At 63.4% G+C, this 25,362-nt stretch carries 23 protein-coding genes; 9 read left to right on the top strand and 14 right to left on the bottom strand.

The annotated features are described in order from the left end of the window. Positions 1–53 precede the first annotated feature (53 nt). The 9 genes from NKJ11_RS25110 to NKJ11_RS25070 all read right to left on the bottom strand — a co-directional run bounded on the left by NKJ11_RS25110 (position 54) and on the right by NKJ11_RS25070 (position 9,767). On the bottom strand, positions 54–1,034 hold the full coding sequence (locus NKJ11_RS25110) for an AraC-like ligand-binding domain-containing protein (RefSeq protein ID WP_023808993.1): 981 nt from the start codon (positions 1,032–1,034) through the stop codon (positions 54–56). 234 nt (positions 1,035–1,268) lie between these two features. Continuing rightward, on the bottom strand, positions 1,269–1,514 hold the full coding sequence (locus NKJ11_RS25105) for a hypothetical protein (protein WP_352628422.1): 246 nt from the start codon (positions 1,512–1,514) through the stop codon (positions 1,269–1,271). A 38-nt stretch (positions 1,515–1,552) separates the two neighbouring features. Beyond that, positions 1,553–2,887 (bottom strand): PQQ-dependent sugar dehydrogenase, encoded by a 1,335-nt coding sequence (locus tag NKJ11_RS25100; protein WP_352794548.1) that lies wholly within the window; start codon positions 2,885–2,887, stop codon positions 1,553–1,555. A gap of 37 nt (positions 2,888–2,924) precedes the next feature. Beyond that, positions 2,925–3,986: a c-type cytochrome gene (locus tag NKJ11_RS25095; RefSeq protein WP_352628418.1), complete on the bottom strand. Its 1,062-nt coding sequence runs from the start codon at positions 3,984–3,986 to the stop codon at positions 2,925–2,927. Positions 3,987–4,006: 20 nt separating this feature from the next. Then, entirely contained in the window at positions 4,007–4,627 is a 621-nt protein-coding gene (locus tag NKJ11_RS25090; RefSeq protein WP_352628416.1) for a cytochrome c oxidase assembly protein, read from the bottom strand. Next, positions 4,624–4,998 carry a hypothetical protein gene (locus tag NKJ11_RS25085; RefSeq protein ID WP_127294296.1) on the bottom strand — a complete coding sequence of 125 codons (375 nt, stop codon included), beginning with the start codon at positions 4,996–4,998 and terminating at the stop codon, positions 4,624–4,626. The genes NKJ11_RS25090 and NKJ11_RS25085 overlap by 4 nt, the downstream gene beginning before the upstream one ends. A 7-nt stretch (positions 4,999–5,005) precedes the next feature. Next, on the bottom strand, positions 5,006–7,534 hold the full coding sequence (gene ctaD, locus NKJ11_RS25080) for a cytochrome c oxidase subunit I (RefSeq protein ID WP_352794546.1): 2,529 nt from the start codon (positions 7,532–7,534) through the stop codon (positions 5,006–5,008). Beyond that, on the bottom strand, positions 7,531–8,508 hold the full coding sequence (gene coxB, locus NKJ11_RS25075) for a cytochrome c oxidase subunit II (RefSeq protein WP_281040870.1): 978 nt from the start codon (positions 8,506–8,508) through the stop codon (positions 7,531–7,533). The genes ctaD and coxB overlap by 4 nt, the downstream gene beginning before the upstream one ends. Before the next feature lie 290 nt (positions 8,509–8,798). After that, positions 8,799–9,767, bottom strand: a complete 969-nt coding sequence (locus NKJ11_RS25070; protein ID WP_352628410.1) for a LysR family transcriptional regulator — start codon at positions 9,765–9,767, stop codon at positions 8,799–8,801. 131 nt (positions 9,768–9,898) lie between these two features. Here NKJ11_RS25070 and NKJ11_RS25065 point away from each other — a divergent pair, with 131 nt between their 5' ends. The 8 genes from NKJ11_RS25065 (at position 9,899) to NKJ11_RS25030 (ending at position 18,995) form a co-directional block, all read left to right on the top strand. Beyond that, complete coding sequence (locus NKJ11_RS25065) at positions 9,899–11,332, top strand: amidase (protein WP_352628407.1); 1,434 nt, start codon at positions 9,899–9,901, stop codon at positions 11,330–11,332. Between the two features lie 53 nt (positions 11,333–11,385). After that, positions 11,386–12,684, top strand: a complete 1,299-nt coding sequence (locus NKJ11_RS25060; protein WP_352628405.1) for an ABC transporter substrate-binding protein — start codon at positions 11,386–11,388, stop codon at positions 12,682–12,684. 70 nt (positions 12,685–12,754) lie between these two features. Continuing rightward, the gene (locus tag NKJ11_RS25055) at positions 12,755–13,579 is read left to right on the top strand and encodes an ABC transporter ATP-binding protein (RefSeq protein WP_031212363.1); all 825 of its coding nucleotides are present in this window, start codon (positions 12,755–12,757) and stop codon (positions 13,577–13,579) included. Continuing rightward, a complete protein-coding gene (locus NKJ11_RS25050) occupies positions 13,576–14,304 on the top strand; it encodes an ABC transporter ATP-binding protein (RefSeq protein WP_352628403.1) in 729 nt (242 codons plus the stop codon). The genes NKJ11_RS25055 and NKJ11_RS25050 overlap by 4 nt, the downstream gene beginning before the upstream one ends. Positions 14,305–14,308: 4 nt before the next feature. Then, on the top strand, positions 14,309–15,196 hold the full coding sequence (locus tag NKJ11_RS25045) for a branched-chain amino acid ABC transporter permease (RefSeq protein WP_128302560.1): 888 nt from the start codon (positions 14,309–14,311) through the stop codon (positions 15,194–15,196). Between the two features lie 26 nt (positions 15,197–15,222). Then, positions 15,223–16,290 (top strand): branched-chain amino acid ABC transporter permease, encoded by a 1,068-nt coding sequence (locus tag NKJ11_RS25040; protein WP_352628400.1) that lies wholly within the window; start codon positions 15,223–15,225, stop codon positions 16,288–16,290. A 10-nt stretch (positions 16,291–16,300) separates the two neighbouring features. Then, on the top strand, positions 16,301–17,884 hold the full coding sequence (locus NKJ11_RS25035; protein WP_352628398.1) for a GMC family oxidoreductase: 1,584 nt from the start codon (positions 16,301–16,303) through the stop codon (positions 17,882–17,884). A 10-nt stretch (positions 17,885–17,894) separates the two neighbouring features. Beyond that, the gene (locus NKJ11_RS25030; RefSeq protein ID WP_023809007.1) at positions 17,895–18,995 is read left to right on the top strand and encodes a histone deacetylase-like amidohydrolase; all 1,101 of its coding nucleotides are present in this window, start codon (positions 17,895–17,897) and stop codon (positions 18,993–18,995) included. A 522-nt stretch (positions 18,996–19,517) separates the two neighbouring features. Here NKJ11_RS25030 and guaA read toward each other — a convergent pair. From guaA to NKJ11_RS25010, 4 genes are all read right to left on the bottom strand, one after another. Further along, complete coding sequence (gene guaA / locus NKJ11_RS25025) at positions 19,518–21,080, bottom strand: glutamine-hydrolyzing GMP synthase (protein WP_023809008.1); 1,563 nt, start codon at positions 21,078–21,080, stop codon at positions 19,518–19,520. 55 nt (positions 21,081–21,135) lie between these two features. Then, entirely contained in the window at positions 21,136–21,804 is a 669-nt protein-coding gene (locus NKJ11_RS25020; protein WP_352610060.1) for a 5'-methylthioadenosine/S-adenosylhomocysteine nucleosidase, read from the bottom strand. Positions 21,805–21,945: 141 nt separating this feature from the next. After that, a complete protein-coding gene (locus NKJ11_RS25015) occupies positions 21,946–22,404 on the bottom strand; it encodes a PaaI family thioesterase (RefSeq protein WP_352610059.1) in 459 nt (152 codons plus the stop codon). A gap of 126 nt (positions 22,405–22,530) precedes the next feature. Then, the gene (locus NKJ11_RS25010; RefSeq protein ID WP_352610057.1) at positions 22,531–23,820 is read right to left on the bottom strand and encodes an RsmB/NOP family class I SAM-dependent RNA methyltransferase; all 1,290 of its coding nucleotides are present in this window, start codon (positions 23,818–23,820) and stop codon (positions 22,531–22,533) included. 182 nt (positions 23,821–24,002) lie between these two features. On the opposite strand from NKJ11_RS25010, the gene NKJ11_RS25005 reads away from it, so the two are divergent. After that, positions 24,003–24,680 carry an MIP family channel protein gene (locus NKJ11_RS25005; RefSeq protein WP_013530368.1) on the top strand — a complete coding sequence of 226 codons (678 nt, stop codon included), beginning with the start codon at positions 24,003–24,005 and terminating at the stop codon, positions 24,678–24,680. A gap of 72 nt (positions 24,681–24,752) precedes the next feature. On the opposite strand, the gene NKJ11_RS25000 is transcribed toward NKJ11_RS25005, so the two are convergent. Further along, the gene (locus NKJ11_RS25000; protein ID WP_352610055.1) at positions 24,753–25,274 is read right to left on the bottom strand and encodes a DUF8737 domain-containing protein; all 522 of its coding nucleotides are present in this window, start codon (positions 25,272–25,274) and stop codon (positions 24,753–24,755) included. Positions 25,275–25,362 lie beyond the last annotated feature (88 nt).

Below are 25,362 nucleotides of genomic sequence, written 5' to 3'. Positions count from 1 at the left end.
TGCCGGGGCGGCGTCGCAATAGATTATGGGAATTGGCCCGGATTTCGCCGGGTCTAGTGCCGCTCTCTTGAGGTCGAAGCGCGGCCTGCCCGGTTCGCTGCTTCGCGACGGGTATCAGTCGGTGCGCAACCGAACCGCGTCCGGTAGTGCTTGCAGAATTGAGACTGGTCGGCAAAGCCCCAGCGGTAAGCAATCTCGGCAACGCTGCTGATGTTGGTCACCGACATCAGTTCCTCGGAGCAAAGCTCAAGCCGGGCGTCGCGGATGAAGCCGTTGATCGACTGGTTGCTGTCCTGAAAAAGAACCTGCAGGTAACGCAGGGAAATCCCGCAGGCATCGGCCACCGCCTGCGGGCCGAGGCCGGAATTCTTCAGATTGTCGCGAATATACTGCTCGGCACGATGCAAATGGCCGGCCCGGATCGACGAGATGCTGCTGTCCAGCACGCGATCGTCGCTCACGATCGACAGGCACAGCATTTCCAGGATGTGCCTGCCCATCATCTCACGAGCGACTTCAGTGATCTCATCGACATGGCCGATCGTGGTTCGCACCGTGTCAAGGAAGAGCGCGGCGACGCCTTGGGTTGCGTCGAAACTGAGCGCACTGAGCCGTTCGGCAGACCCGATCCGCGCCCGAACGCTCGACGACGGCACCTTCAGGACCCACAGCGCGTTTGGCTTACCGTGCCAGAATTCGTAAGGCGCATCTCCCCTCTCAACGAGGAAGCCCCCCGGACCGCAATTGACGGTCCTCGACCCTTGCGAGAAATTCACCTCCGACATCTCCGGGATGGTGATGAGCAGGCTGGCGTCACGTTCGTTGAGGAAGTGGCGGCGATGGCGGCGATAGCTTACGGCATCGCAGCGCATTTTAGACACGCTGACGAGCCCAAGCGAGAAGGTTTCCAGCGTGCCTGAAAATTCACGACGGTTCCGATACTCGGTGTCGAGCGGAAAATAGGCTTCGGTAACAGCGGCTTGCCAGGCATCACCGCCTGTGGGACCGCCGATCGTATCGACGACGTATTTCATTCCCCGACCTTTCTGGTTGGCCCCGGTTAGCCCGGTGTTTTTCTGAAGATTACAGGAATCCGCCGGCGCGTATTGGTCAAAAACGAATAAACTTATGTGGCCGTTTGGCCCAAGGGCCGGAGCTCGCGACGGTTTCAATTATCGTCACGGTCCTGGTGTGCAGTTGATCAAACCAGCCTTGGGCGCGCAAACCGCAAGCCAACTTGGAGCCATGCATTCTTCTCGCACACTCATTCAGGATAAGTTGGCCAGCGCCGGGATCGCCGCCATGTTCTGTGCCAGGCCGACGGTCACCGCCGCCCCGGCCAGTTCCTGCGCACCCTTCACCCCGAGGATCTTGAGCGCGATGTGGGCAGCGGACGCGTCTGGTGGCGCCGCCAACCAGACCGAGCGCCATCGGCATCTCGATCGTCCCCCGAGAAACCCTGTTTCGCCAAAAATGGTGACGATCCGCTCGGCTCCTCGGTCGTTTTGGCCCATGAGCCCAACCCTTCCACGCGCCGAAGCAACGCGCCGGCCTAGTCGGCCGCCGGGATAATCCGCCAAATCTTGTTGCCCACATAATCCGCGATCAGCAATGCGCCAGTTCGGTCGATGGCGACGCCAACCGGACGGCCGAATGCCTTGTCATCGTTGCTCAGAAATCCGGTGAGCACGTCCTGTGGCGGCCCCGACGGCTTGCCGTCGGCAAACGGCACGAAGATCACCTTGTAGCCGCTTCGCGGCATGCGATTCCATGAACCATGCTGGCCGACAAAGGCGCCATTCTTCATGTGCGGGCCGAACAGGTCGGCGGTGTTGAAGGTGAGCCCAAGCGACCCGGTGTGCGCCCCGAGTGCGTAGTCGGGCACGATCGCCTTGCCGACGAGGTCCGGACGTGGTGGCTGCGCCCTGACATCGATGTGTTGGCCGAAATAGCTGTGGGGCCAGCCGTAGAAGGCGCCATCCCTGACCGATGTCATGTAGTCGGGAACGAGGTCGCTGCCGATCTCGTCACGCTCGTTGACGACCGCCCAGAGTTCCCCGCTTTCAGGGCTCCAGGAGAGGCCGTTCGGGTTGCGCAGACCCGACGCAAAGAGCCGCGTCTGCCGCGTCGCGAGGTCGATTTCGTGCACGGCGGCGCGGCCTTCTTCCTCCTCCATGCCGTTTTCGCCGACATTGGAGTTGGAGCCCACGGTGGCATAGAGCTTCGTTCCGTCCGGACTGGCAATGACGTCCTTGGTCCAATGGTGATTGCGGCCGGCCGGAAGGTCGACGATCTTCTCGGACGGAGCAGTGATCTCGGTGGTGCCGTCGCGATAGGGGAAAGTGACGACCGCGTCGGCATTGGCGACATAGAGCTTGCCGTCGAGCAGCGTCATGCCGAAGGGCGAGAAGAGGCTGCTGAGGAGGGCTGTCCTGATCTCAGCCACGCCATCGCCGTTCTCGTCGCGTAACAGCGAGATACGGTTGGCGCTCCGCACCTCGGCGCCAGCCCGGCTCTGGAACAGGTTCATGAACCAGCCACGTATGGAAAAACCTTCGTCAGGTTTTGGCGGCGCGTTGCTTTCGGCGACCAGCACGTCGCCATTGGGCAGCACGTGCAGCCAGCGCGGATGGTCGAGGCCGCCAGCGAATTCGTTGACGGCGAAGCCTTGGGCGGCGACCGGCATCTTGCCTTGGGGCCAAGGGGTCGCCTCGGCAACGTGGACCGTGGGTATCCAGGTCGGATTGGGTTCGGCGAGCGTCGGGTTTGGACCGTAGGTCTGCTCGATCGGAAGAGTGGCCTGTTCGCGCGAGAAGAAGAACAAGCTCGCCCCCGCGATTACGACGAAGGCGACAATGACGAGTAAAACGCCGAGAATTTTTCGCATCAGATATTCCCGAGATTGGGACAGTGACGTAACGCCATCAGGGCGTTCCGGTTGCGGCGGCACGCGACATTTGCGCGAAATAGGCGGCCAGTGCGGCAATATCTTCGTCCGAGAGGTTTTTAGCAGCGTTGCGCATCAGATGGGCGAAGCGCGTGCCGCCGCGCTTTTCCTCGCGGAAAAGCTCGAGCTGGGTCGCAATGTATTTGGCGGGCTGTCCGGACAGTTCCGGATAGATGGGGTTGCGGTCCGGACGACCGTGGCAACCCAGGCATGCCGGAACGTCGCGCTCCGGGATGCCGCGTCGCGCGATCTCATCGGCACGCGCGATCCGGGCACGGTCCGGTTGCGTCGACGTTGCAGGCGCAGGCAGCGCGGAAAAATGCCGCGCGAGATCGGCGAGGAGTGCAGGGTCGACAGCGGTGACAGAAATTCCCATGACACCGCTCTGGCGGTGGCCGGCAGCGTAGGCTCTCAAACTTTCAAGAAGATAGGTTTCGCGCTGAGAGGCCAAGACGGGCGTTGCGGGGCTCCGGCCGAGCCCATCCGTGCCGTGGCAGCGGGTACAGTCGGCGAGTGCGCGCTCGAGGCCTTGTGTTTGGCCAGTCGACGGTTCGCTACTGCCATAAGCAAGGTCGCGCCACCGCGCCTCGTCCATCATCGGCAGTTCGCGCAGGAAGGCGACCATCGCCCAGACTTCATCGTCGCGCTGCTGCGTCGGCCAGGCCGGCATGCCGGTGAAGCGCACGCCGTGCTGGACGATGCGGAAGAGTTCGGCGTCCGTCCATTCGCCGACCTTGCCGACAAGGTCCGGCGGCTGCGGCAGCATCGCAAGGACGGCGGGCGAGCGCGGTTCCCCGGGCGCGCCGTGGCAGATGGCGCAGCCGCGCGCGAAATGGCCGGCAGCCGGCTGAATAGCGTAGCGCGGCAGCTCGTCCGGCACCTTGACCGTGAGTGCGTATGTCCGTACGGCCGAGCGCATGGCGAAGTGCAGGAACCACTCGGTCACCTTCCAGTGGCCGGTCGAGGCGCCAACGTTGAAGAAGCCGATCCAGGTCGCGAAAAGCACGGCGGCCGGCAAAATCGCCAGGCCTATCGCCAAGTGTTTCCAGTTGACGTGCATCAGCCGGCCAGCCTCTCGGTTTTGCCGCCTAGGAGCCTGGCAAGCAGGAAGACGCCTCCAGCGAGGTAAGCGGCAGCGCCGATCATCAACATGATGATGCCGCCGAGCGCCTGGTCCTGTCCCGCCCCGAGCACGAGGCCGAAGCACGTCACATCGCCGAGGCCATAGAGCGGTCGCGAGGCGAGCGAGAGCAGCGCGCCAAGCAACGTCATGTGGATGGAGGTCAGGAGCAACGCGAAGGCGCCGGCAGCGTCCCTAGCCGGCGCATCGGAATTGCGCGGCGCCACGCACGTCAGCCACAGGAACAGCCCGGCGCCAAGGAAGGACACCTGCTCGATCATGGTGGCGATGGTCGATGTCTCGGCCCACTGGCGCGCAGCCGGCGCATGCCAGCCCCAGACGACAATCAGTTCGACGAGAGAGGCGATAAGGGGAGCGGCGGTGGCCACGGAGCGTATCGTCCTGGCAATACCGATTGCGATCAGCGGCGCCGCGATCGCGACGACGCCCATGTGGGCAAGCATGTGGGCCGCGAACGAGCCACGCCACGCATTGAGCAGCGGTCCCGCCCAGACCAGCGCGAGGGTGACGAAGCCCAGCAACAGGCTTGCCGTCCTCATGAAGAGCATCCGTCGATGAAGAGCAGCGGCAGCGCCACGTAGAGCACGGCGACGAAGCTCAGGCCGCAAAGCAGCAGCGTGGCAAACCCCTGGAAGAGGTTGCGGTCCGTCGCTGTGGGATCGTCGTGCGGCGGATCGTTCGTGCCGAAGCCCCACTGCCTCCAGGCGAGCCACCCGGACAAGACGATCATCGCGAGTGCCGCCAGCGTCATAGCCACTATGCCAGCCTGGACGACAGCGAAACCGAGGTCACCGCGCTTTGCACACCAGATTGCGGCCAGTGCGTAACAGGCGAGGAAATGTCCGGCCCAGATCACGGGCGCGGTGAAGAGCGTCCAGAGCGTTTCGACCTCTTTGGGAATGATGCGCATCACCGTCTCACATCGCTTCAGGGAAAAGGCCGATGACGGCGAAGGTGATGACAGCGGTGATCGCCATAAAATGCCAGTAGAGCGCGACGTTGTGCAGTTCCATGTCGTGCTCCCGCGTCAGGCGACCGGCGAGGCTGCGCGCAAGGCAATAGAGCTGCATGACGGATCCGACCGCGGCATGAGCAAGCGCCCAGATGACGAGAATCCAGACGATCGCCGGATAGACATGCGCTGTCGGCTGCATGTCATGCTGCCAGGGTCCGGCAAAACCGGCTGCAGAGGCAGCAAGCGTCAGCAGAAACGCGGCAACAAGCGCAACGCGTGCGCCGTCGATCCACCCGCTTGCGTTCAGTCGGCGCGCACCAAGCATCGCGACCCATGCGGCGACGAAGAGAGACAGCGCGATCATCGGCCACCGCATACCGGGACCCGGCTGCCCCAGAGTGAAGTCGGGATGGATGGTCCAGTAGAAGAAATAGCCGAAGATGAGGCTGGCGAAGGCAGTTCCGTCGCCAACCATCGTAATGAACATCGCCCACCAGCCAACAGAATCCGGACCGGAGGCATAGAGCGGCAAGCGCAGTCCAAGGCCGACATCCTTGGTCTTCTTTTCCGGGGTTTCGCCGGTGCCGGTCCAGAGCCACCACAAAATGGCAGAGAGCGTGCCGATGCCCGACAATAGGGCGAGGATCCAGAGTTCGAAGGTGAGCGCGACGAAAACGCCGCCGAGCAATGCGGCCGAGATTATTGTGATCGTGGTTGATGTCGCCACGCGCTGGCACTGCAGCGGATGGGCGTCGAGCACCGAGGTGATGAGCGTCTCGCGGCGATTCTCCTTGGCACTGCGAAGATAATAGGCGCCCTCATTGACCTTTTGCATCAGATCCGCCTGGTCCCAAAGCGGATACCGGCTCTCGATGATCGGAATGGATCGAACGCCCCAGTTCTCCTCGGGCTCGTTCAGCCATTCGAGCGTGCCCGCCTTCCACGGATTCTGCTCGCTGCGGGGTTCGCGATGCTTCGGCCGTACAACATCGAAGACAACCACCAGCACCCCTGCCGCGAAAACATAGGCGCCGATCGTGGAGATGAGATTCAGCCAGTCCCAACCGATCCCCTCGGGGTAGGTGAAGACGCGGCGCGGCATCCCGCGCAGGCCGCTGAGATGCATCGGAAAGAAGGCGACGTTGAAGCCGGCAAACATCAGCCAGAAGGCGGTGCGCCCGAGACGGGGCGAGAGCATCCGCGCATTGATCAGCGGATAGTAATAGTAAACGCCGGCGACCAGCGGGAACAGCATTCCACCGATCAGCACGTAATGCAGATGTGCGACGATAAAATAGGTATCGTGCGCCTGCCAGTCGAACGGCACGAGCGCGACCATCACGCCGGTCAGCCCGCCGATGACGAAGATAGCGAGCCCGCCGGCGCCGAACAGCATCGGCACCGAGAAGATGACACGTCCGGCCAGCATGGTGGCGATGAAGACGAAGATCTGCACGCCGGTTGGAATCGCGACCGCTTCCGAGGCGGCCGAGAAGAATGCCAGCGAGATCTGCGGCAGGCCGGTCGCGAACATGTGGTGGACCCAGAGGCCGAACGATAGGAAGCCGGTGCCGACAGCGGCAAGCACGATCCAGGAATAGCCGACGATCGGACGTTGCGAAAAGGTTGGCACGATCATCGCTATCAGCGCGATGGCGGGCAAGAAGATGATGTAGACCTCGGGGTGCCCGAAGATCCAGAACAGGTGCTGCCACAGCAGTGGGTCGCCGCCCCGCGTCGGGTCGAAGAACGGCCAGTCGAACATGCGCTGCATCTCAAACAAGATGTCGCCGGCGATCAGCGGCGGAAAAGCGAATAGGATCATGCCCGCGACGATCAGCAGGTACCAGGCGAACAGTGGCATTAGGTTGATGCGCATGCCCGGCGCGCGGCACTTCATGATGCCGACGATCAGTTCGACCGCCGCAGCAATGGAGGCGACTTCGATAAAGGAGAGGCCCAGCAGCCAGATGTCGGCACCAATGCCGGAATATGCCTTGTCAGTGGCAAGAGGCGGATACATGAACCAGCCTGAAGAGGGAGCGGCGTCGAAGAAGATCGAACCGCAAACGAAGACACCGCCGATCAGAAAGCTCCAGAAGCCGAAGGCGCCGAGACGGGGAAATGGCAGTTCACGCGCACCGAGCATTGGCGGCAGCAGAAAGATGGCGACGGCCTCGAAGATGGGCACGGCAAACAGGAACATCATCACGGTGCCGTGCAGCGTGAAGGCCTGGTTATAGAAGTCGGCAGAGAGGAAATTGTTTCCCGGAACCGCGAGTTGCGTGCGCACAAGAAGCGCCAGCACGCCGCCAAACAGCATGAAGGCAAAGGCCGCACCCCCGTACCAGAGGCCAACCTGCGTATTGTTGACCGAAGTCCAGTAACGCCAGCCGATCGGCGTCTTCCAGACGAGGCGCAGCTGTTCTTCCTCGATCTTCTCTGCGGAGGGCAAGGCGTTTCGCTTGATGCGGGCTTTGAGGGTTGTCATTCGAGCCCCTTCAGCCAGGAGGCGATTTCGGCGATGTCCTGTTGGGGCAACATGTTGAAGTCGGGCATCTTCGAACCCGGCTTGATCAAATGCGGATGGGCGATGAAGCTACGAACGGCCTCATCGTCGGTGGGCAAAACGCCGGCACCAATCGTTCCCCGCGAACCCATATGCGAGAGATCCGGGCCGACACCACCCTCAGCTTGTGTGCCCGCAACGCGGTGGCACGCGCCGCAGCCGTTGCGAAGGAATATGTCGCGTCCGGGCAAGGATGCGCCGGGCGAAGGGTTCGCCCGCACAGCCAGCCATTCCCGGAAGGCAGCGGGCTGCATGGCGACGGCCGTGAAGGTCATCAGCGCGTGCGAGGTCCCGCAATATTCCGCGCAAGGGCCGCGGTAGGTGCCAGGTTTGGTAGCCAGCAACGAGAGCCGATTCACGCGACCCGGGATCATGTCCATCTTGCCACCGAGCGCGGGAATCCAGAAGGAATGGATGACGTCGGTGCTTTTCAGCAAGAACTCGACGCGCTCGCCAACCGGCAGCCTGATCTCGTTGGCGGAAAGAATAGGAACTCCGCCGTCAGCCGGGTGGTAGGCGACCCGCCACCAGAATTGCTCACCGGTCACTTCGATCCTGAGACCATTGGCTTCGCCGGCTCGTGCGAAAGGTCTCAGTCCAGGCATCAACCAAAGCGCATAGCCTAGCAAGAGAAAGAGGAGTAGCGAAGGAATGGCTGCCCCGCCCCAGAAAATTAGCCGGCTTGCAATACGCTCGTCTATGGGAGTGCGCTCATGACGCGTCGCGTGGACCAGAAGACCGATGACCGTCAGCCAGATAAAACCGCCAGCAATGGCCATGAGCCAGAAAAGGTCAGCGATCTGGCGCGCTTCCTCTCCAGCCGGATCAAGCGCCGACTGGGCTCCCGAGCAGCTGGAACAGGTTCCCAAGCATAACCACAGCGCGAGCCAGCGCACCGCAGCGAGTTTCGTAATTCGGGCGCTTTTGCTTGGAACTGTTGACGAATCTATCCCTCCAATCGATGCCCTTGCTCACAAACGCGCCCGCAACCGAGTGGTTGCGCCAAAACTTCAGTTTAGCGGCAACGGCCAGTGCTCATGCAATCTATGCGCCGGCTTCGTCATTTGTCGCGCCGGTAGGCTTCGCCGAGCCGGCCGTCGATCTCGAACATCTCGATCCGGAACCCGCGCCTCCGGCGCGGTTGCAACGCCAGTCCTGTAAATGTCCGCAACGCCAAGGGGGCGGCTCAGCCATCCTCCCTGGCGACCAGTAGAAAAGGTTCGCGCTCCGGCGTCGTCACCGAAAAGCCCGAAGGGCCCACCGCGCTGAAAAAGCGATGGAACATGTCGATGAAGACACGCACGAAGAGTGGCTTTGCCGAACCGTACATGTCGGCGACGATCAGCGTCGGTGGCGGCAGTTCATCGAGGATTGGTCTTCGAACGATCCCCTCGCCATCGGCGGTGGCGCGGCCGATCGGCCGCATGTTGAGGACGGCCATGCCGAAGCCGGAGGCGACGGCCGAGCGCACCGTTTCGTAAGAGCGCGTGCGAAAGCGCACCTCCGGCCGTTTCGCCAGCACGTCGAACAGGGTCAGGAGATAGGTCGCCGTGTGCGGCAGGTCGAGCAGCACCAGCGGACGTGCCGCCAGTTCCGCCAGCCAGATGCCGTCGCGCGCGGCAAGGGGATCGTCTGCATTGAGCACGGCATGCGCCGGTACCTTGCAGATGCGGGTGACGCTGTCGATACCGATTGGACCGATATCGTAGAGAATGGCCAGATCGATCTGGCCGGCGACAAGCCGTTCCTGCAACTGGACCTGGTCGGCCTCGACAAGGTCGATCTCGACATCGCCGACGCTGTCGAGATAGCTGCGCAGCATCTCCGGCATGAACAGCGCGCCGAACGGCTCGAAGCAGCCGATGCGCAGGACCTTCGGCACGCGCCCGTTGAGGTCTCCGATCGACCGGTTGAACTCCGTTTCCGCCGCCAGCATGATGCGGGCGGCGGCGACGAAGCGTTGGCCGGCCGGCGTGATGGAGACGCCGCGCGCCGGCCGCCTGTCGAAAATGCGCGCCCCCATCCCGGCCTCGGCCAGAGTGATCGCCCCGAGGATGGAGGATTGCGAGATGTAGAGCGATCTGGAGGCCGCCAGCACGCTGCCAAGGCGGGCGACTTCGCAGACATAGCGCAACTGCCGAATGGTCAGATTCATGGCTCTTTGTTACAGTAAATAGCGAATGTTCCCCACAACAATACATTTTATGGTGATGAAAAAACCCGCCAGATTGCCCGGGCTGACAAGGCTGCCGCAAGAGCGGCCATGAAGTGAGGGGTTCGAACTGCATGCCGAATGGGCTGTCTCCCATTGCCGACGCCGATGATCTATGCCGCCTGGCTGCTGCGGAGCTTAGCGCCGCCTACCGCGCTGAATCGCTGTCGCCCGTCGAGGTGACGCTGGCGGCGCTGGATCGCGCCGAAGCGATCAATCCGCTTTTCAACGCCTTCACCATGATCGACCGCAAGGGTGCGATCGAGGCCGCAGGTGCTTCCGAGAAACGATGGCGGGCAGGCGAGCCGCTGTCGGCGGCCGACGGCATACCGACGACGCTGAAGGACATCGTCTGGGTCGAGGGCTGGAGCGTGCGTTACGGCAGCAGGACGACGACTTCCGCCGCCTATGACAAGGATGCCCCCGCCGTTGCCCTGCTGCGCAGAGCCGGCGCCGTCTTCATCGGACAGACGACGACGCCCGAATTCGGCTGGAAGGCGATTACCGACAGCGGCCTCTGCGGCATCACGCGCAATCCCTGGAATGCGCAAAAGACCCCCGGCGGTTCCTCCGGCGGAGCGGCGGTGGCCGCCGCCACCGGCGCCGGCGTCTTCCATCTCGGTACCGATGGCGGGGGCTCGATCCGCATTCCGGCCTCGTTCACCGGCATCGCCGGATTGAAGCCGACCTTCGGCCGCGTGCCCGCCTATCCGTCCAGCGCGTTCGGAACCGTCGCCCATATCGGACCGATGGCGCGGACAGCACTCGATCTTTCCGTCATGGCCGGCGCCATGTCCGGCCGCGATATCAGCGACTGGCAGCAAGGCGTGGGAACGCTGGCGCCGCTTGGCCGGATCGAAGAAGTTTTGCGGGGCGCCCGGATCGGCTACTGGTCGAAGCCGCCTTCAGGAGCGCTGGATTCCGGGATCGCCGCCGTCGTCTCCCACGCCTTGACGTGTTTCGACGCCTTCGGCGCGACGGTCGAGCCGATTGACCTTCCCGGTGGCGATCTCCTCGATTTGTTCCAGCATCATTGGTTCACCGGCGCCGCGGCGCGGCTGGCGCTGGTTCCGCCGAGCGAACGGGCGGGCATCGATCCGGGCTTCCTGGAGATCGCGCAGGCTGGGGCGGCGTTCGACGTCCATACGCTCGTCGCCGCACAGTTGGAGCGCGCCGAATTCGGCGCCGCCATGGACCGGCTGCTAGACGACTATGATTTCATCGTTTCGCCGGGGGCATCGATTCCAGCCTTCGACGTTGGCCTTGAAGTGCCTCTGGGCAGCGGCCTCTCGCGATGGATCGAATGGGCGGCGTTCAGCTACCCGATCAATCTCAGCCAGCAACCGGCCTGCGTCATTCCTTGCGGCATGACCGAGGCGGGCCTGCCCGTCGGCTTCCAGATCATCGGCGCGCGCGGCGACGATGCCCGCGTGCTTTCGGCGGCAGCCGACCTGGAAGCCGCTTTCGTGCCCATGACCCACGCGTTTCGCCAGAAAGATCTGGTGTGAAAGATTTCGCATGAAGAAAAGACTCTAACCAACGCCAAAAGGGGAACTTTGCCATGATGAACAGACGTGCAATGCTGCAGGGCGTGGTCGGCGCGGGTGCGGCCGGTGCCGCGCTTCTTGCCGATATGAACACTGCGGCGATCGCCCAGGACACCAAGCCCATTCCGGTCGGCTCGGCCCTGCCGATGTCCGGCATCGCCGCCGCCGACGGCATCGAGTTCAAGAACGGTCTCGAACTTGCCGCCGAGGAGATCAATGCGGCGGGCGGCATTCTCGGCCGGCCTGTCGAGATCCACATCGAAGACACCAAGGAAATGGGCGCCGACCTCGTCAGCCAGTCGATGCAGCGCCTGATCGACCGCTTCGAGGCACCGGTCATCATCAATGGCTATAATCTCGGCACCAACATGATCGAGATGGACGTCGCCGCCGACAACGACGTCATCATGATGCACTACAACACGCTGATTTCGCACAATGAGAAGTTCAAGACCGACCCTGCCCGCTATTACAGCTCCTTCCAGGGCGATCCGCCGGAGTTCTGGTATGGACCGGGCTGCCTGAACTTCCTCAAGACGCTTGCCGCGGACAGCAAATGGAAGGCGCCCAACAAGAAGATCGCCATCATCCCGTCTGCCAACGAATATTCGATCGTCATCGCCAACGCGATCCGCGACAAGGCCGCCGAATACGGCTTCGAGGTCAGCCTGTTCGAGACCGTTCCGTTCCCGACCAACCAGTGGGGACCAACGCTGGCGAAACTCCGCCAGGACCCGCCGGCGGCGATCCTGGTCACGCACTTCCTGCCGCAGGACCTGGCGCAGTTCATGGTCCAGTTCCTCGCCGAGCCGATCAACAGCCTGATCTACATGCAGTACGGACCATCGCTGCCGGCTTTCCGCGAGATCGGCGGCGAGGCGGTCAACGGCGTCGTCTATTCGACGGTGATCGGCTGCCTGCCGGACGACTTCTCCAAGCCGTTCCGCGAGAGCTACCGGGCCAAATTCGGCCCGAACTCGGCCTACATCACGGGATCGCAGACCTATGACGGCCTGTGGATGTGGGCGCTTGCCGCGGCAATCGCCGGTGGTCCAGGCGAACCGATGGACAAGGCGCAGACCACCAAGGTGGCCAATGCGATGAAGCGCCTGGTCTATCGCGGGGTCAACGGCACCTACCGGGCCGATCCGGCCGGCCAATCGGCCTTCTGCTATCCGACGCAGGTGGCCGATCCGTCACTTGGCATGCCGCACCAGTTCCTGCAGCATCAGGATTACAAGACCGATCCGAAGCTGATCGCGCCGGCGCTCTATGCCACGGACAGCTTCATCCTGCCGCCATGGATCAAGTGACCGGACGCGGAAATGAAACCAACGACACCGGCCGGGCCCTTTGCCCGACCGGCTCCATTGGGTGAGAAATATGACTGAGGCCGCCGGTCCGATGCTGGTTTGTGACAGTGTGGTCAAACGGTTCGGCTCGCTGGCCGCCGTCGACGGCGTGTCGATGGTGGTCAATGCGGGCGAGATCGTTGGCATTGGTGGGCCAAACGGCGCCGGCAAGACAACCTTCTTCGACGTGGTGACCGGGATCACGCCGGCCAGTGGCGGCCGGGTGCATTTCGGCGACACCGACATTTCGGCGCTTCCGGCCGACCGCATCTGCCAACTCGGCATCGCCCGCACCTTCCAGCTCAATGCCGCCTTCGACAGCTTGACCGTTCGCGAAAACATCGAGATCGCCGCGTATTTCGGCCGGCAGCGGCGAAGGCTGGCCGGCTTCCGCCTCGGCGAGGATGTCCGGCAGGCAACGATCGAAGCGCTGGACTTCGTCGGGCTTGCGGCCAAGGCCGACGAGACCGTGGCGCGGCTGCCGGTGCTCGACCGCAAGCTGCTGATGATTGCCGGCGCCATCGCCACCCGGCCGAAAATGCTCTTCCTCGACGAGCCGGTGGGCGGGCTCAACGTCGCCGAGATCGACCAGATCATGGCGATGGTGCTGAAACTGCGCGACCAGGGACTGACGATCGTCCTGATCGAGCACGTCATGCGCTTTCTCCTGGCGCTCTCCAGCCGCGTGATCATCATGCACCATGGCAAGGTGATATTCGAAGGCCGGCCGGACAAGGTCGCCGAGGACCAGACCGTTGTCGAAACCTATCTCGGCCAGGGCACGCAGAAACGGCTGAAGAAATTCTTCGATGAGCAAGCCGCCATGACGAATCCGGCGGTGGGGGGAACGCCATGACGGGCGCAGCCGCAAAACCACCTGTCCTGCAACTCGACGGCATCGTCTGCGGCTATGACGGACTCGACGTGCTCAAGGGCATTTCGCTGACCGTTCACGCCGGTGAATTCATCACCGTCGTCGGCCCGAACGGCCATGGCAAGTCGACATTGCTCAAGACCATTTCCGGCCTGGTGCCGCTGCGCGGCGGTCAGATCAGCATCGACGGCCGGCGCCTGTCCGGCAAGCCGCATGAGACGGCGATGCTGGGCGTCGCCCACGTGCCGCAGGGCGATATGCTGTTCGCGCAGATGAGCGTGCTCGAAAACCTTTTGATGGGCGGCTATCTCGCGCCGGACAAGGCCGAGATCACGCGTCGGCTGGACGAGGTCTACGCGCTTCTGCCGAAGCTTGCCGACCGTCGCAACCAGATCGCCTCGAGCCTGTCGGGCGGCGAACGGCGCATGGTCGGCATAGGCCGCGGCCTGATGATGGGCGGGCGCATCCTTTTGATCGACGAGCCGTCGCTTGGCCTCGCGCCACTGATCATCGATCAGGTCTACGACGTCATTTCGCAACTGAGCAAGGCTGGCCGCACGATCCTGCTGGTGGAGGAGAACCCGGCCCGGGTCGAGGACCTCGCCGACCGCCTGCATCTGCTCGACGACGGCGCCATCGTCTGGTCAGGCAAGCCCCCCGAACTGATGGCGCGCGACGAACTCCTCGCAACCTACCTCGGAGGCTGACGCCATGACCGACGTTCTCTTGGCCATTCTCGTCGCCGGCTTCACCTCGGGCGCGCTCTATGCGCTGGCGACGGTCGGGCTGTCGCTGGTCTGGGGTTCGATGGGCATGCTCAACATGGCCCATGCGGCGATGCTGACGCTTGGCGGCTACGTCGCCTTCACGGTGATCACCTCGCTCGGCCTGCCGGTCGCGATCGGTTTCGCCGGTGCCATCGTCGCGGGTGCTTTGGCCGGCGCCATCCTCTATTTCGCGATCGTTCGCAATCTCCTGCAGAATGACAAATCGACATTCGAAGCCAACGTCATGATCGCCACGGTCGGCATCGGCATCGCCCTCGAGAATGCCATTCTCCTGACCTATGGCGGGCAGCCGCTGAAGCAGCCGGTTTCGATCGCCGGTGCCTTACGCCTGGGGCCGCTGACGCTGCCCTGGCAGAACCTTCTGATCATCGCGGTGGTGGTCGTGATGATGGTGGTCGTCTCGGCGGCGCTCGGCCGCACGCGGATGGGCCGTGCGATCCGGGCGACGGCGCAGAACCGCGACGCGGCGCAGCTCATGGGCGTCGCCGTCAACCGCGTCTACCTGCAGGTGCTGATGCTGTCGGGCGCGCTCGCCGGCATCTGCGGCGTCATGGTCTCGTCGATGACGCAATTGTCGCCGCCACTCGGCAACGACCCGATGCTGAAGGCCTTCATCATGTGCGTGGTCGCCGGTCTCGGCAATCTGCCGGGCGCCATCGCAGCAGCACTTGGGCTGGCGTTGCTCGAATCCTTCGTTCAGTACGCCTTGGGCGCCAGGTGGGGCTTTCCATCGCTGCTGTTCGTCGTCATTGCCGTGCTGATCTGGCGGCCGTCCGGCCTTTTCGGCCACGCCGAAATCCGGCGCATGTGAGGGGCATCATGACAGAGACACGCCCCATGTCCCGTTCCTCCATGTCTCGCTCGGCCAGGACTGATCTTGCCATCAGCCTGATGCTGATCGCGGCGGCGATCGCGCTGCCGTTCCTGGTCGACAGCCGCTACATCCTTGGCCAGATCGTGCTGGCGCTGTTCTATGCGACGATCGCCTCGCAGTGGAACCTCCTGTTCGGCTTCTCGGGCATCTTCTCGCTGGCGCAAATGGCGATCTTTGCGTTCGGCGGCTATGCGACGGCGATGCTCTGCTTCTATTTCGGCTGGAACGTCTGGGCAGCACTTGTGCCGGGCGCGCTGGGCTCCGTGCTGTTCTCGCTGGTCGTCGGCCTCGCCTGCCTTCGCCTGACCGGCGTCTATGTGGCGCTGCTGACGCTGGCGATCGCCCAGACGATGTATCTGCTGATCGTCACCGACACCGAATGTTTCGTCATGGTCGGCTCCGTCTGCCGCCAGTTCACCGGCGGCGCCGTCGGCTTTGCCCGCTTCGGCGACCTCGGCACCAGGGCCTTGCTCCGGGCGCAGTGGCTGGTCGGCAATTACGCCATCATCGCGGTGCTGTTCGCGCTCACCATGGTCTTCACCTACGCGATCGTCAAAAGCCCTATCGGCCTTGCCTTCCGGGCGCTGAAGGACAATCCGGGCTATGCGGTGGCCCGCGGCGTCAACCGCTTCCAGGCGCAGCTTCTGGTGTTCGGCATCTCCGCCTTCTTCACCGGGCTGGCCGGCGGTTTCTATGCCGCGCATTTCCAGGCGATCGGCCCCGGTGTGCTGTCGATGTCGCAACTTATGTTCATCATCGCCATCGTCGTGGTCGGCGGCGTCGGCACGTTCTGGGGACCGCTGGTCGGGACGGTGGTGCTGGTGCTGGCTGACGAATTGATGCGAGAGAGCGGCGAGTTCCGCACGCTCGGGCTCGGCCTGATCATCGCCCTGTCGGTGGTGTTGATGCCCAAGGGGCTGGTCGGCCGTTTTGGTGATCTCATCGACTGGCTCGGGCGCCGTCGCGCCAGCCCCGACAGCAAGCCGGCAGCAAGCAGCATTGTGCAAAGCCCGACCCCGGCCGGAAAGTGAGAGACTGACGATGTTCGATACGATCATAGTGGGCGCCGGCTCGGCCGGCTGCGTGCTGGCAAACCGGCTCAGCGCCGATCCTGCCCGCAAGGTGCTGCTGCTGGAGGCCGGGCGCGAGGCGCCGCTCGCCTCGGATGTGCCGTCGGACTGGCCGACCATGTTCAACACGCAAGTCGACTGGGGCTACTACACCGAGCCGCAGGCCGCCTGCCGCGGCAGGCGGGTGTTCTGGCCGCGCGGCAAGATGATCGGCGGCTCCGGCGCGCTGAACGCCATGATCTATATTCGCGGCCTGCCGTCCGACTATGATGGCTGGGCGGCGATGGGCTGCCCCGGCTGGGCGTGGGCTGACGTGCTGCCGGTGTTCAAGGCCAGTGAAAGCAATGCCGAACTCGGCAACGACCCGCTGCACGGCGCCGACGGGCCGCTGCATATCGGCAATGTCGGACATGTCGATCCCAACGAGCTTGCCTGGATCGAGGCCTGCAAGGCCGCAGGCTACAAGCAGAACCGCGATTTCAACGGCGTCGAGCAGGAAGGCGTCGGCCTGTTCCAGTTCACCATCAAGAATGGCGAACGTTGGGGCACCGGCAAGGCCTATCTGCGCCCGGCGCGGGAACGACCCAACCTGACTGTGAAAACCGGTGTGCTGGCGACGGGCCTGATCGTCGAGAAGGGCCGGGTCAAGGGCATCCGCTATCTCGTCAATGGCGAACCTGAGACCGCTTTCGCCGACAGCGAGGTGGTGCTGTCCTCGGGCTCGATCGGCAGTTGCCAGCTGATGCTGCTTTCGGGCATCGGGCCGGCCGACGAACTCGCCCAGGTCGGCGTTGCTCCCGTGCACGACCTCCCGGGCGTGGGCAAGGATCTGCAGGACCACATCAACATTCCGATCACCTTCTATACCAAGGACAAGATCGGCGTCGGCGCCTGGACCGACGAGACGCTGCAGCGCGACTTCGCGGAATGGCAGACATCGCGCAGCGGTCCGCGTTCCTCACCCTGGGTGGCGGCGGGCGGCTTCGTCAAGAGCCGGCCCGATATCGAGCCGGACCTGCAGCTTTACGGCGCCATCAGCCCGCATCGCGACTATGTTCGGTTCCTTTCGTCCAGGCCCGGCATCACGCTGCACACCACGCTGCAGCGGCCAGACAGCCGCGGCGAGATTCGCCTGCGCTCGGCCAATCCAATCGAATATCCGGCGATCGATCCACGTTACTTCATCAGCGACGAGGATGGCTCGGACATTGCCACGCTGGTCGAAGGCATCCGCATCAGCCGGCGCATCGCGGCGCAGTCGCCGCTTGCCGAAATGCTCGTCGGCGAAATCACGCCGAGCGCCGAATGCGAGAGCGACGCCGAGATCGCCGACTATATACGCGGCCACTGCACGACGCTCTATCACCCGACCAGCACCTGCCGCATGGGTTCAGATGCGATGGCCGTCGTCGATCCCACGTCGATGAAGGTTCATGGGCTGGACGGGCTTTGCATCGCCGATGCCTCGGTCTTTCCGAAAATGGTGTCGGGCAACACCAACGCGCCGACGATCATGATCGCCGAACGCGCCGCGTCAATGATCCTGGCGGGCTAGGAAACAAAACATGACGACAGGCTGGAATTTCCACGAACTCTATCTCTGGCACGAGACCGGCAATGCCGCGCAGTTCTTTCAGCCGAGCCTGACCATCGAGCCCGGCGAGCATGCGGAGAATGCCGACACGAAACGCCGATTCCGCAATCTGATGGAGGTTTCGGGCCTGACCGAGAAACTGTATAAGATCGCCTCCGTCGCGGTGAGCGAGGATGACCTCGCCCTGTTTCACGACCGCGACTACATCAGCCGTATCAAGCTGCTCAGTGATGGGCGCGGCGGCGATGCGAGCTATCTCACCCCCTTCGGCCATGGCAGCTACGAAATCGCCTGTCTGGCCGCCGGCGGCACGGCAGCGGTGATGGATGCGGTGTTGAGCGGCGATGCCGACAATGGCTATGCGCTGGTACGACCGCCCGGCCATCATGCCGAGCGCGGGCAAGGCATGGGCTTTTGCCTGTTCGGCAACGTTCCGGTCGCTATCCTGAAGAACCGGGCCAAACATGGCTTCGAGCGGGTCGCCAGCGTCGACTGGGATGTTCATCACGGCAACGGCACCCAGTCCGCCTTCTATTCGGACCCGTCGGTACTGACCATCTCGATCCATCAGGACGGTCTTTATCCGGATGACAGCGGTCTTCACAAGGAACGCGGCGAGGGCAAGGGCGAAGGCTACAACATCAATGTACCGCTGCCGGCCGGCTGCGGCCACGGCGCTTACATGTCCGTCTTCGAACGCGTCGTGCTACCGGCGCTCAATCGCTACAAGCCTGATCTCATCGTCGTGCCGTCGGGCTTCGACGCCTCGGCGGCCGATCCGCTGGGGCGCATGATGCTGCATAGCGGTAGCTACCGCGACATGACGCGGATGCTGATGCAGGCGGCGGACGACCTCTGCGGCGGGCGCCTGATGATGTCGCATGAGGGCGGCTATTCGGCCTCCTACGTTCCCTATTGCGGCCTGGCGGTGATGGAGCAACTGTCCGGCATCAGGACGCATATCGACGACCCGTTCCTGCCGGTCTTCGAAAGCTATGCCGGCCAACCCTTGCAGCCACATCAGGCGGCCGCTGTTTCCAGGGCGGAGGAACTTTTGGGCGGCATCGCCTAGAATTCTGATTGCGGTCAGCCAATGAGGCGATCTCAAGACACACCGGCGCCCAATCTCACAAATGCGGACTTGCGCTGACGGTAGGACGTGCGGCTGATGCATGTCGCCCAAAAGTGGCCCCGGTTTGGGACAACGACATGCATGAAAACAAAGACTTAAAGCGCGTCGCATGAATCCGTTTCAACGCGACGCGCTTTAAAGTACTGTTCGCGCCGAAACGTCACCGGGAAAGCCATTTATTTCAAATGGTTGACCTACAAAAAGCGTCAGGCCGAGAAACGGGTGACGGTCCTTTCTCGGACGTTGATTCACGTACGAAAAGTACCGTCAAAAGTACCGCCAGATTGATCTGCTGCCCTTCACACGCAACGAAGCCCTCGTTTGCACGGGGCCAGAAAAATCAGTGACTTAGACAGTCGGAGACTTCAGTTGATGATGCAGCATCGATAGTGAATGAGATAAACCGCAAATCGTTGCTTTTTCTGCGAAAAACTACGCCGGAGCAGTCCAGACTACTAACTCCTACTCCCACTCGATTGTTCCCGGCGGCTTCGACGTCACGTCGTAGACGACGCGGTTGATGCCGCGGACTTCGTTGATGATGCGGGTGGCGGCGGCGCCGAGGAAGGCCATGTCGTAGTGGTAGAAATCCGCCGTCATGCCGTCGACCGAGGTGACGGCACGCAGCGCGCAGACGAACTCGTAGGTGCGGCCATCGCCCATCACGCCGACCGTCTGCACCGGCAACAGCACGGCGAAGGCCTGCCAGATGGCGTCGTAGAGGCCGGCCTTGCGGATCTCGTCGAGATAGATGGCGTCGGCCTCGCGCAGGATCTCCAGCTTTTCGCGGGTGATGCCGCCGGGGCAACGGATGGCAAGACCCGGGCCTGGAAACGGGTGCCGGCCGATGAAGCTTTCGGGCAGGCCAAGCTCCTTGCCCAGCGCCCTGACCTCATCCTTGAACAGTTCGCGCAGCGGCTCGACAAGCTGCATGTTCATGCGCGCGGGCAGGCCGCCGACATTGTGGTGCGACTTGATCGTCACTGACGGGCCGCCGGTGAAGGAGACGCTTTCAATGACGTCGGGATAGAGCGTGCCCTGCGCCAGGAATTCGGCGCCGCCGAGTTTCTTGGCCTCTTCCTCGAACACCTCGATGAACAGCCGGCCGATGGTCTTGCGTTTTTTCTCCGGGTCCGACTCGCCCTCGAGGGCGTCGATGAAACGGTCCGACGCGTTCACCAGAATGAGCGGTAAATTGTAGTGTTCGCGGAACATCGCCACCACGCCCGCGGCCTCGTCCTTGCGCATCAGGCCGTGGTCGACAAGGATGCAGGTCAGCTGGTCGCCGACCGCTTCGTGGATCAACAGCGCCGCAACGGAGGAATCGACGCCGCCCGACAGCGCGCAGATGACCTTGCCCTTGCCGACCTGCTTGCGGATCGTCTCGACCGCGTGCTCGCGGTAGGCGCGCATGGTCCAGTCGCCCTCGATGCCGGCGATGTTGTGGACGAAATTCCTGAGCAGCCGGGCGCCGTCGGGCGTATGCACCACCTCGGGATGGAACATGATGCCGTACATCTTGCGCTCGATGTTGCCGAAGATGGCGAAGGGCGAGCCTTCCGACTTGCCGAACACTTCGAAGCCCTTGGGCAAGGAGATGACGCGGTCGCCATGGCTCATCCACACCTGGTGGCGCTGGCCGGGTGCCCACAGGCCCTCGAACAGCGGGCTGTCCTTTTGGATCTCGACGAAGGCGCGGCCGAACTCGCGATGATCGGAGCTTTCGGCAACGCCGCCCATCTGCACGCACATGGCCATCTGGCCGTAACAGATGCCAAGCACCGGCACGCCGGAATCGAAGACGATCTGCGGCGCGCGCGGGCTGCCGATATCGCCGGTCGAAGCCGGACCGCCGGACAGAATGACGGCCTTCGGATTGATGCGCTTGAATGCCGCTTCGGCCGACTGGAATGGCACGATCTCGGAAAACACGCCGGCCTCGCGGATGCGGCGGGCGATGAGCTGGGTGAACTGGCTGCCGAAATCGACAATCAGGACGGTGTCGGGATGATTGGCTGTTTTCATGGCGAGCGTTTAGAGAAAGAAACGAGTCGGCGCAATGGGTTGCGTAGCCCGACTTTCAGGCTGGTCTGGCATCTTCATGGGATGGTTCCGTCCGAAGGGCGCCGTCGCCGATTGCCTGTTCAAGCCGCATGACGGCGTCCGCCAGCTTCTCGTCGATGACTTCAAGATATTCGGTCCAGTCGCCGACATGCCGCAGATCGGCCGCCCCGTCGGAAATGCCGCGCAGACCGATCAGCGGAATGTCGAACAGTTGACAGGCGCGCAGGCAGGCGAAGGTCTCCATGTCGACCATGTCGGCGCTAACAGCATCATAGGCCGCACCGGTGATGATCGCTGCGCCGGTCGACAGGGTCGCCTGCCTGATCTCCGGTATCTTGAAGGGCAATGGCACGGTTACCGGCAGGTCGAGGAAGGGTGTCGCACCCTTTTCGAAGCCGAGCGGCGAAGCGTCGATGTCACGGTAGCTGACCGAAACCGCCTGGTAGATCTCCGTCTGCTCCAGCGTCCGACTGCCGGCTGAGCCGAGCGAAACAACGAGATCCGGCAGTGCCTTTTGCGATTTCAGCCAGGAGAGTTCCGCACCCAGCCTGACGCCGGCCTCGACGGGACCGACACCGGTCATCAACGGCGTGAACAACTGCTTGAGGTGCGGGCCGTATTCGGCCTGCGCCGCCATGACGAAGAGGACGTCCTTGCCCGACAGGCGCGACACTTTACCGGTCATGATGATTTGCTCCTCTCCGCCGGATCATCTGCTTATCTGCACCGCCGCTCGCCGGGACCCGCTGCCTCCGGCAGCTCCCGGCGTTCGTGGCCTTCCATCGTGCCACCGGCACGATGGATTCGCCTGCGGCGAACCGGCCACTCACCCTTCTATGCCATCACGCCCGACCACGGTCATCATGGTGCCGGTCATGGTGGCGATCAGCTTGGCCTCGCCGTCGGCGGCGAAGGCGTAGGCTTGGCCGTCGGCGACGATGATGGTGCGGCCCGGCTTGGTCACCGAGCCGCGAAACAGGAAGCGCTCGCCCCTGCCCGGCGCCAGGAGGTTGACCTTGAACTCGATGGTCAGCACGCCGGAATTTTCCGGCATCAGCGAAAAGGCGGCATAGCCGCAGGCCGAGTCCAGCGCCGTCGAAATGACGCCGGCATGGAGGAAGCCGTGCTGCTGGGTGAGTGCCACCGAATAGGGCATCTCGATCTCGATGATGCCGGGCGTCACCAGCGTCAGTTCGGCGCCGATCGTGGCCATCGCCTTCTGGCGCGCGAAGGAGGTCCTGACGCGATCCTCATAGTCCGGGGCGGGTACGATCTTTGCTGCCATTGCCGCTGCCTTCCTCTACGCGGATAAGCTTATTGCAGAGGCATGGACGGCAGGCAAATGCTTTTGCTGCACTGCACAATCGACCTGGCCTGCCGGCCGGCGCCGCGCATCCGTCAGGAATTGGATTCAGGCCGATCTGCGTAACGCACAGAGATAAAACCCATCGGTGCCGCTGAGCGCCGGCGACAGCGAGATGTCGCCTTTGGCGCCGATGCGTGCGGCTGCCTCATGGCCGGGAAAACGGCTGTCCCAGAGCCGGCGGTGGTCGACGGGAACATAACCGCTGTTACGGTCCCGAAAGGCCGCGATCTGCTCACCGTTTTCCTCATCGAACACCGAGCAGGTGATGTAGACCAGCAGGCCGCCCGGTTTGACATAGGCTTTGGCCGCATCGAGGATCGCCGACTGCTCGCCCTTGCGGGCATCGAGCTGTCTCTGCGTCAGCCGCCATTTGGCGTCGGGACGGCGGCGCCAGGTGCCGCTGCCGGTGCATGGGGCGTCGACCAGCACGATGTCCATGTGGTTGCCGAGCGGCGCGAGTTCTGTGGGTTTGGTGACCACCTGCACATTGCGGTTTTCCGAACGACGGATGCGGTCGAAGATCGGTGCCAGCCGTGCTTTCTCCGCATCATGGGCAAAGATCTGGCCACGATTTTCCATCGAAGCCGACAGTGCCAGCGTCTTGCCGCCGGCGCCGGCGCAGAAATCCAGCACCTGCATGCCGGCTTCGGCCCCGGCAAGGGCGGCCGCGATCTGCGAGCCTTCGTCCTGGACCTCGAACCAGCCCTTCTGGAAAGCCGGCTCGGCCTGCACGTTCGGGTGCCGGCCGTCGCCGTCGATCGGCGGGATGCGGATGCCGTGTGGCGCGATTGCCGAGGGTTTCGCGCCAGTTCCCGTCAGTTCGGCCAGCACCTTGTCGCGGTTGGCCTGCAAGGTGTTGACCCTGAGGTCGAGCGGCGGGCGCGTTGCCAGCGCCGCGCCCTCGTCGGCCCAGGTCGAGCCAAAGGCTCGCTCGAAAAGCGGCGCGCACCAGTCGGGAACATCCGCCCGCACCGCGTCCGGCGCGTCGGCGAGCCGATGGTCGGCGATGGCCTGAAGCTCGGCGGCGGTCAGCAGCGGCGGTGCGAACTTGTCGCCATCAAGCGCCTCGTTGAGCGATTGTGCCGTCTGGCCCCATTCGAGCAGCAGCGCGCCGAAGCCGATGGCGCGCGGCGTGTCCTGCCCCAGCAGCCAGCCGGCGGAACGCTTGTGGCGCAAGGCGTCATAGACGATGTTGCCGATCGCCGCACGGTCGCCGCCGCCGGCGAAGCGATGCGACAGGCCCCAATCCTTCAGCGCGTCCGCCACCGGCCGGTGGCGCCGGCCGATGTCTTCCAGCACTTCGATGGCCGCAGCCAGCCGTCCGCCCAATCGCATGGTCTTGTTCCGTCACGCAGAAAATTATTCCGGCCCTGCTCTAGAGCGCGCAACCGGCGCGCACAAGCAGGTCGGCCTGCACAACCGCTCTGCTTTCCAACTTTTCTGGTTGCGAATACTCTTCCGGTTGTGATTCGCGGAGCGCAAAAGGCGGACCGGCGGATTGACACGAGGAGAGGGCAATGAAGACTTATCTGGCGGAAGTTCTAGGCACATTTCTATTGGTGTTCATCGGTACGGCTTCTGTGGTGACGGGCGGCTTCGGCGGCGCGCTGCCTCTCGGCCAGGAAGGCATCGGTCTGGCGTTCGGCATCGGCCTCATCGCGGCGGCCTATGCGATCGGCCCGATTTCGGGCGCGCATCTCAACCCGGCGGTGACGCTCGGTGTCTTTCTGGCGGGCCGGCTGCCGGCCAAGGACGTCATCCCCTACTGGATCGCGCAGGTCATCGGCGGCGTCCTTGCTTCGCTGGCGTTGTGGATCATCGTTTCCGGCCAGGTTGGCGGACACACGACCGGCTTCGGCGCCAATGGCTGGGATGTGACGAAATGGGGCGTCAGCTCGGCATTTCTGTGGGAAGTGATCGGCACCTTCACCTTCGTCACCGTGATCCTTGGCGTCACGGCTGAAAAGCACTCGACCGCGTTCGCCGGACTGGTCATCGGCCTGACGCTGGCAGGATTGCACTTCGCCATCATCCCGGTGACCGGAACGTCGCTCAACCCGGCCCGCTCGATCGGCCCGGCGCTGTTTTCGGGAACTGCCGCAATCGGCCAGCTCTGGCTGTTCATCGTTGCACCGCTGATCGGCGGCGCCATCGCCGGCGTGGTTGCGAAGGCGCGCATCTTCGAGAAGGACTGAGCTTCGAAAGCCTGGACAGAACAAAGGCGCGGGCCAAATCCGCGCCTTTTTCTTTGGGGGATACTCTTGCCGTCAAAGCACAGCCGGGGCGGTCGTCGTTAGGATCCGGACCTTCGGAGGGCGTAGCAGAAAATAGAATGCGGCGATGTGCGTGATCATCAGCAGCGGCACATAGATGATCGGGATCGCGTAGGCGGCGCCCAGTTGCTCCGCATGTGCAGGGAGGCCGACCTGGATGGCGTGGTAATAATCGACGACGAGCTCGACCGTCCCGACGATGTTGAAGGCGACGATCAACGGCCAGAAGAGCCGGGGTAGCCTCACCGTGAGCAGCGCCAGCATGGCCAGTACCCCTGTTGCGAAGTCGCCGTAGGCGGCGAACACGGCGAAACCGGCCGGCAGATCGGGGCTTACGACGCCCGGCAGGATGAAGACGAGCCCGAAGAAACGGAAGCTGTGCAGGGTGGCGATGGCACGTTGCGCCGCGACCCGGTCCAGCGAGCTCAGCCATGGGAGGCCGTATGCGCCGAAGCAGAGCAGCCACGCGACGTAGCCTAGAACGAGATGGGTCTGGAACACCATTTCCGTGGACATTTGGCCTCCTGTCAGCAGCCGGTTCACGCGGCCCCAGCTTCAGTCGGTTACCTCTAAGCCTGCTTCCATAATTCGACTACCCGGTGTA

The sequence above is a fragment of the Mesorhizobium sp. M0243 genome, assembly GCF_040321775.1.
Lineage (GTDB): Bacteria > Pseudomonadota > Alphaproteobacteria > Rhizobiales > Rhizobiaceae > Mesorhizobium.
Note: the sequence above shows the minus strand (reverse complement) of the source record. Positions and strands in the feature narration are given on the sequence as shown.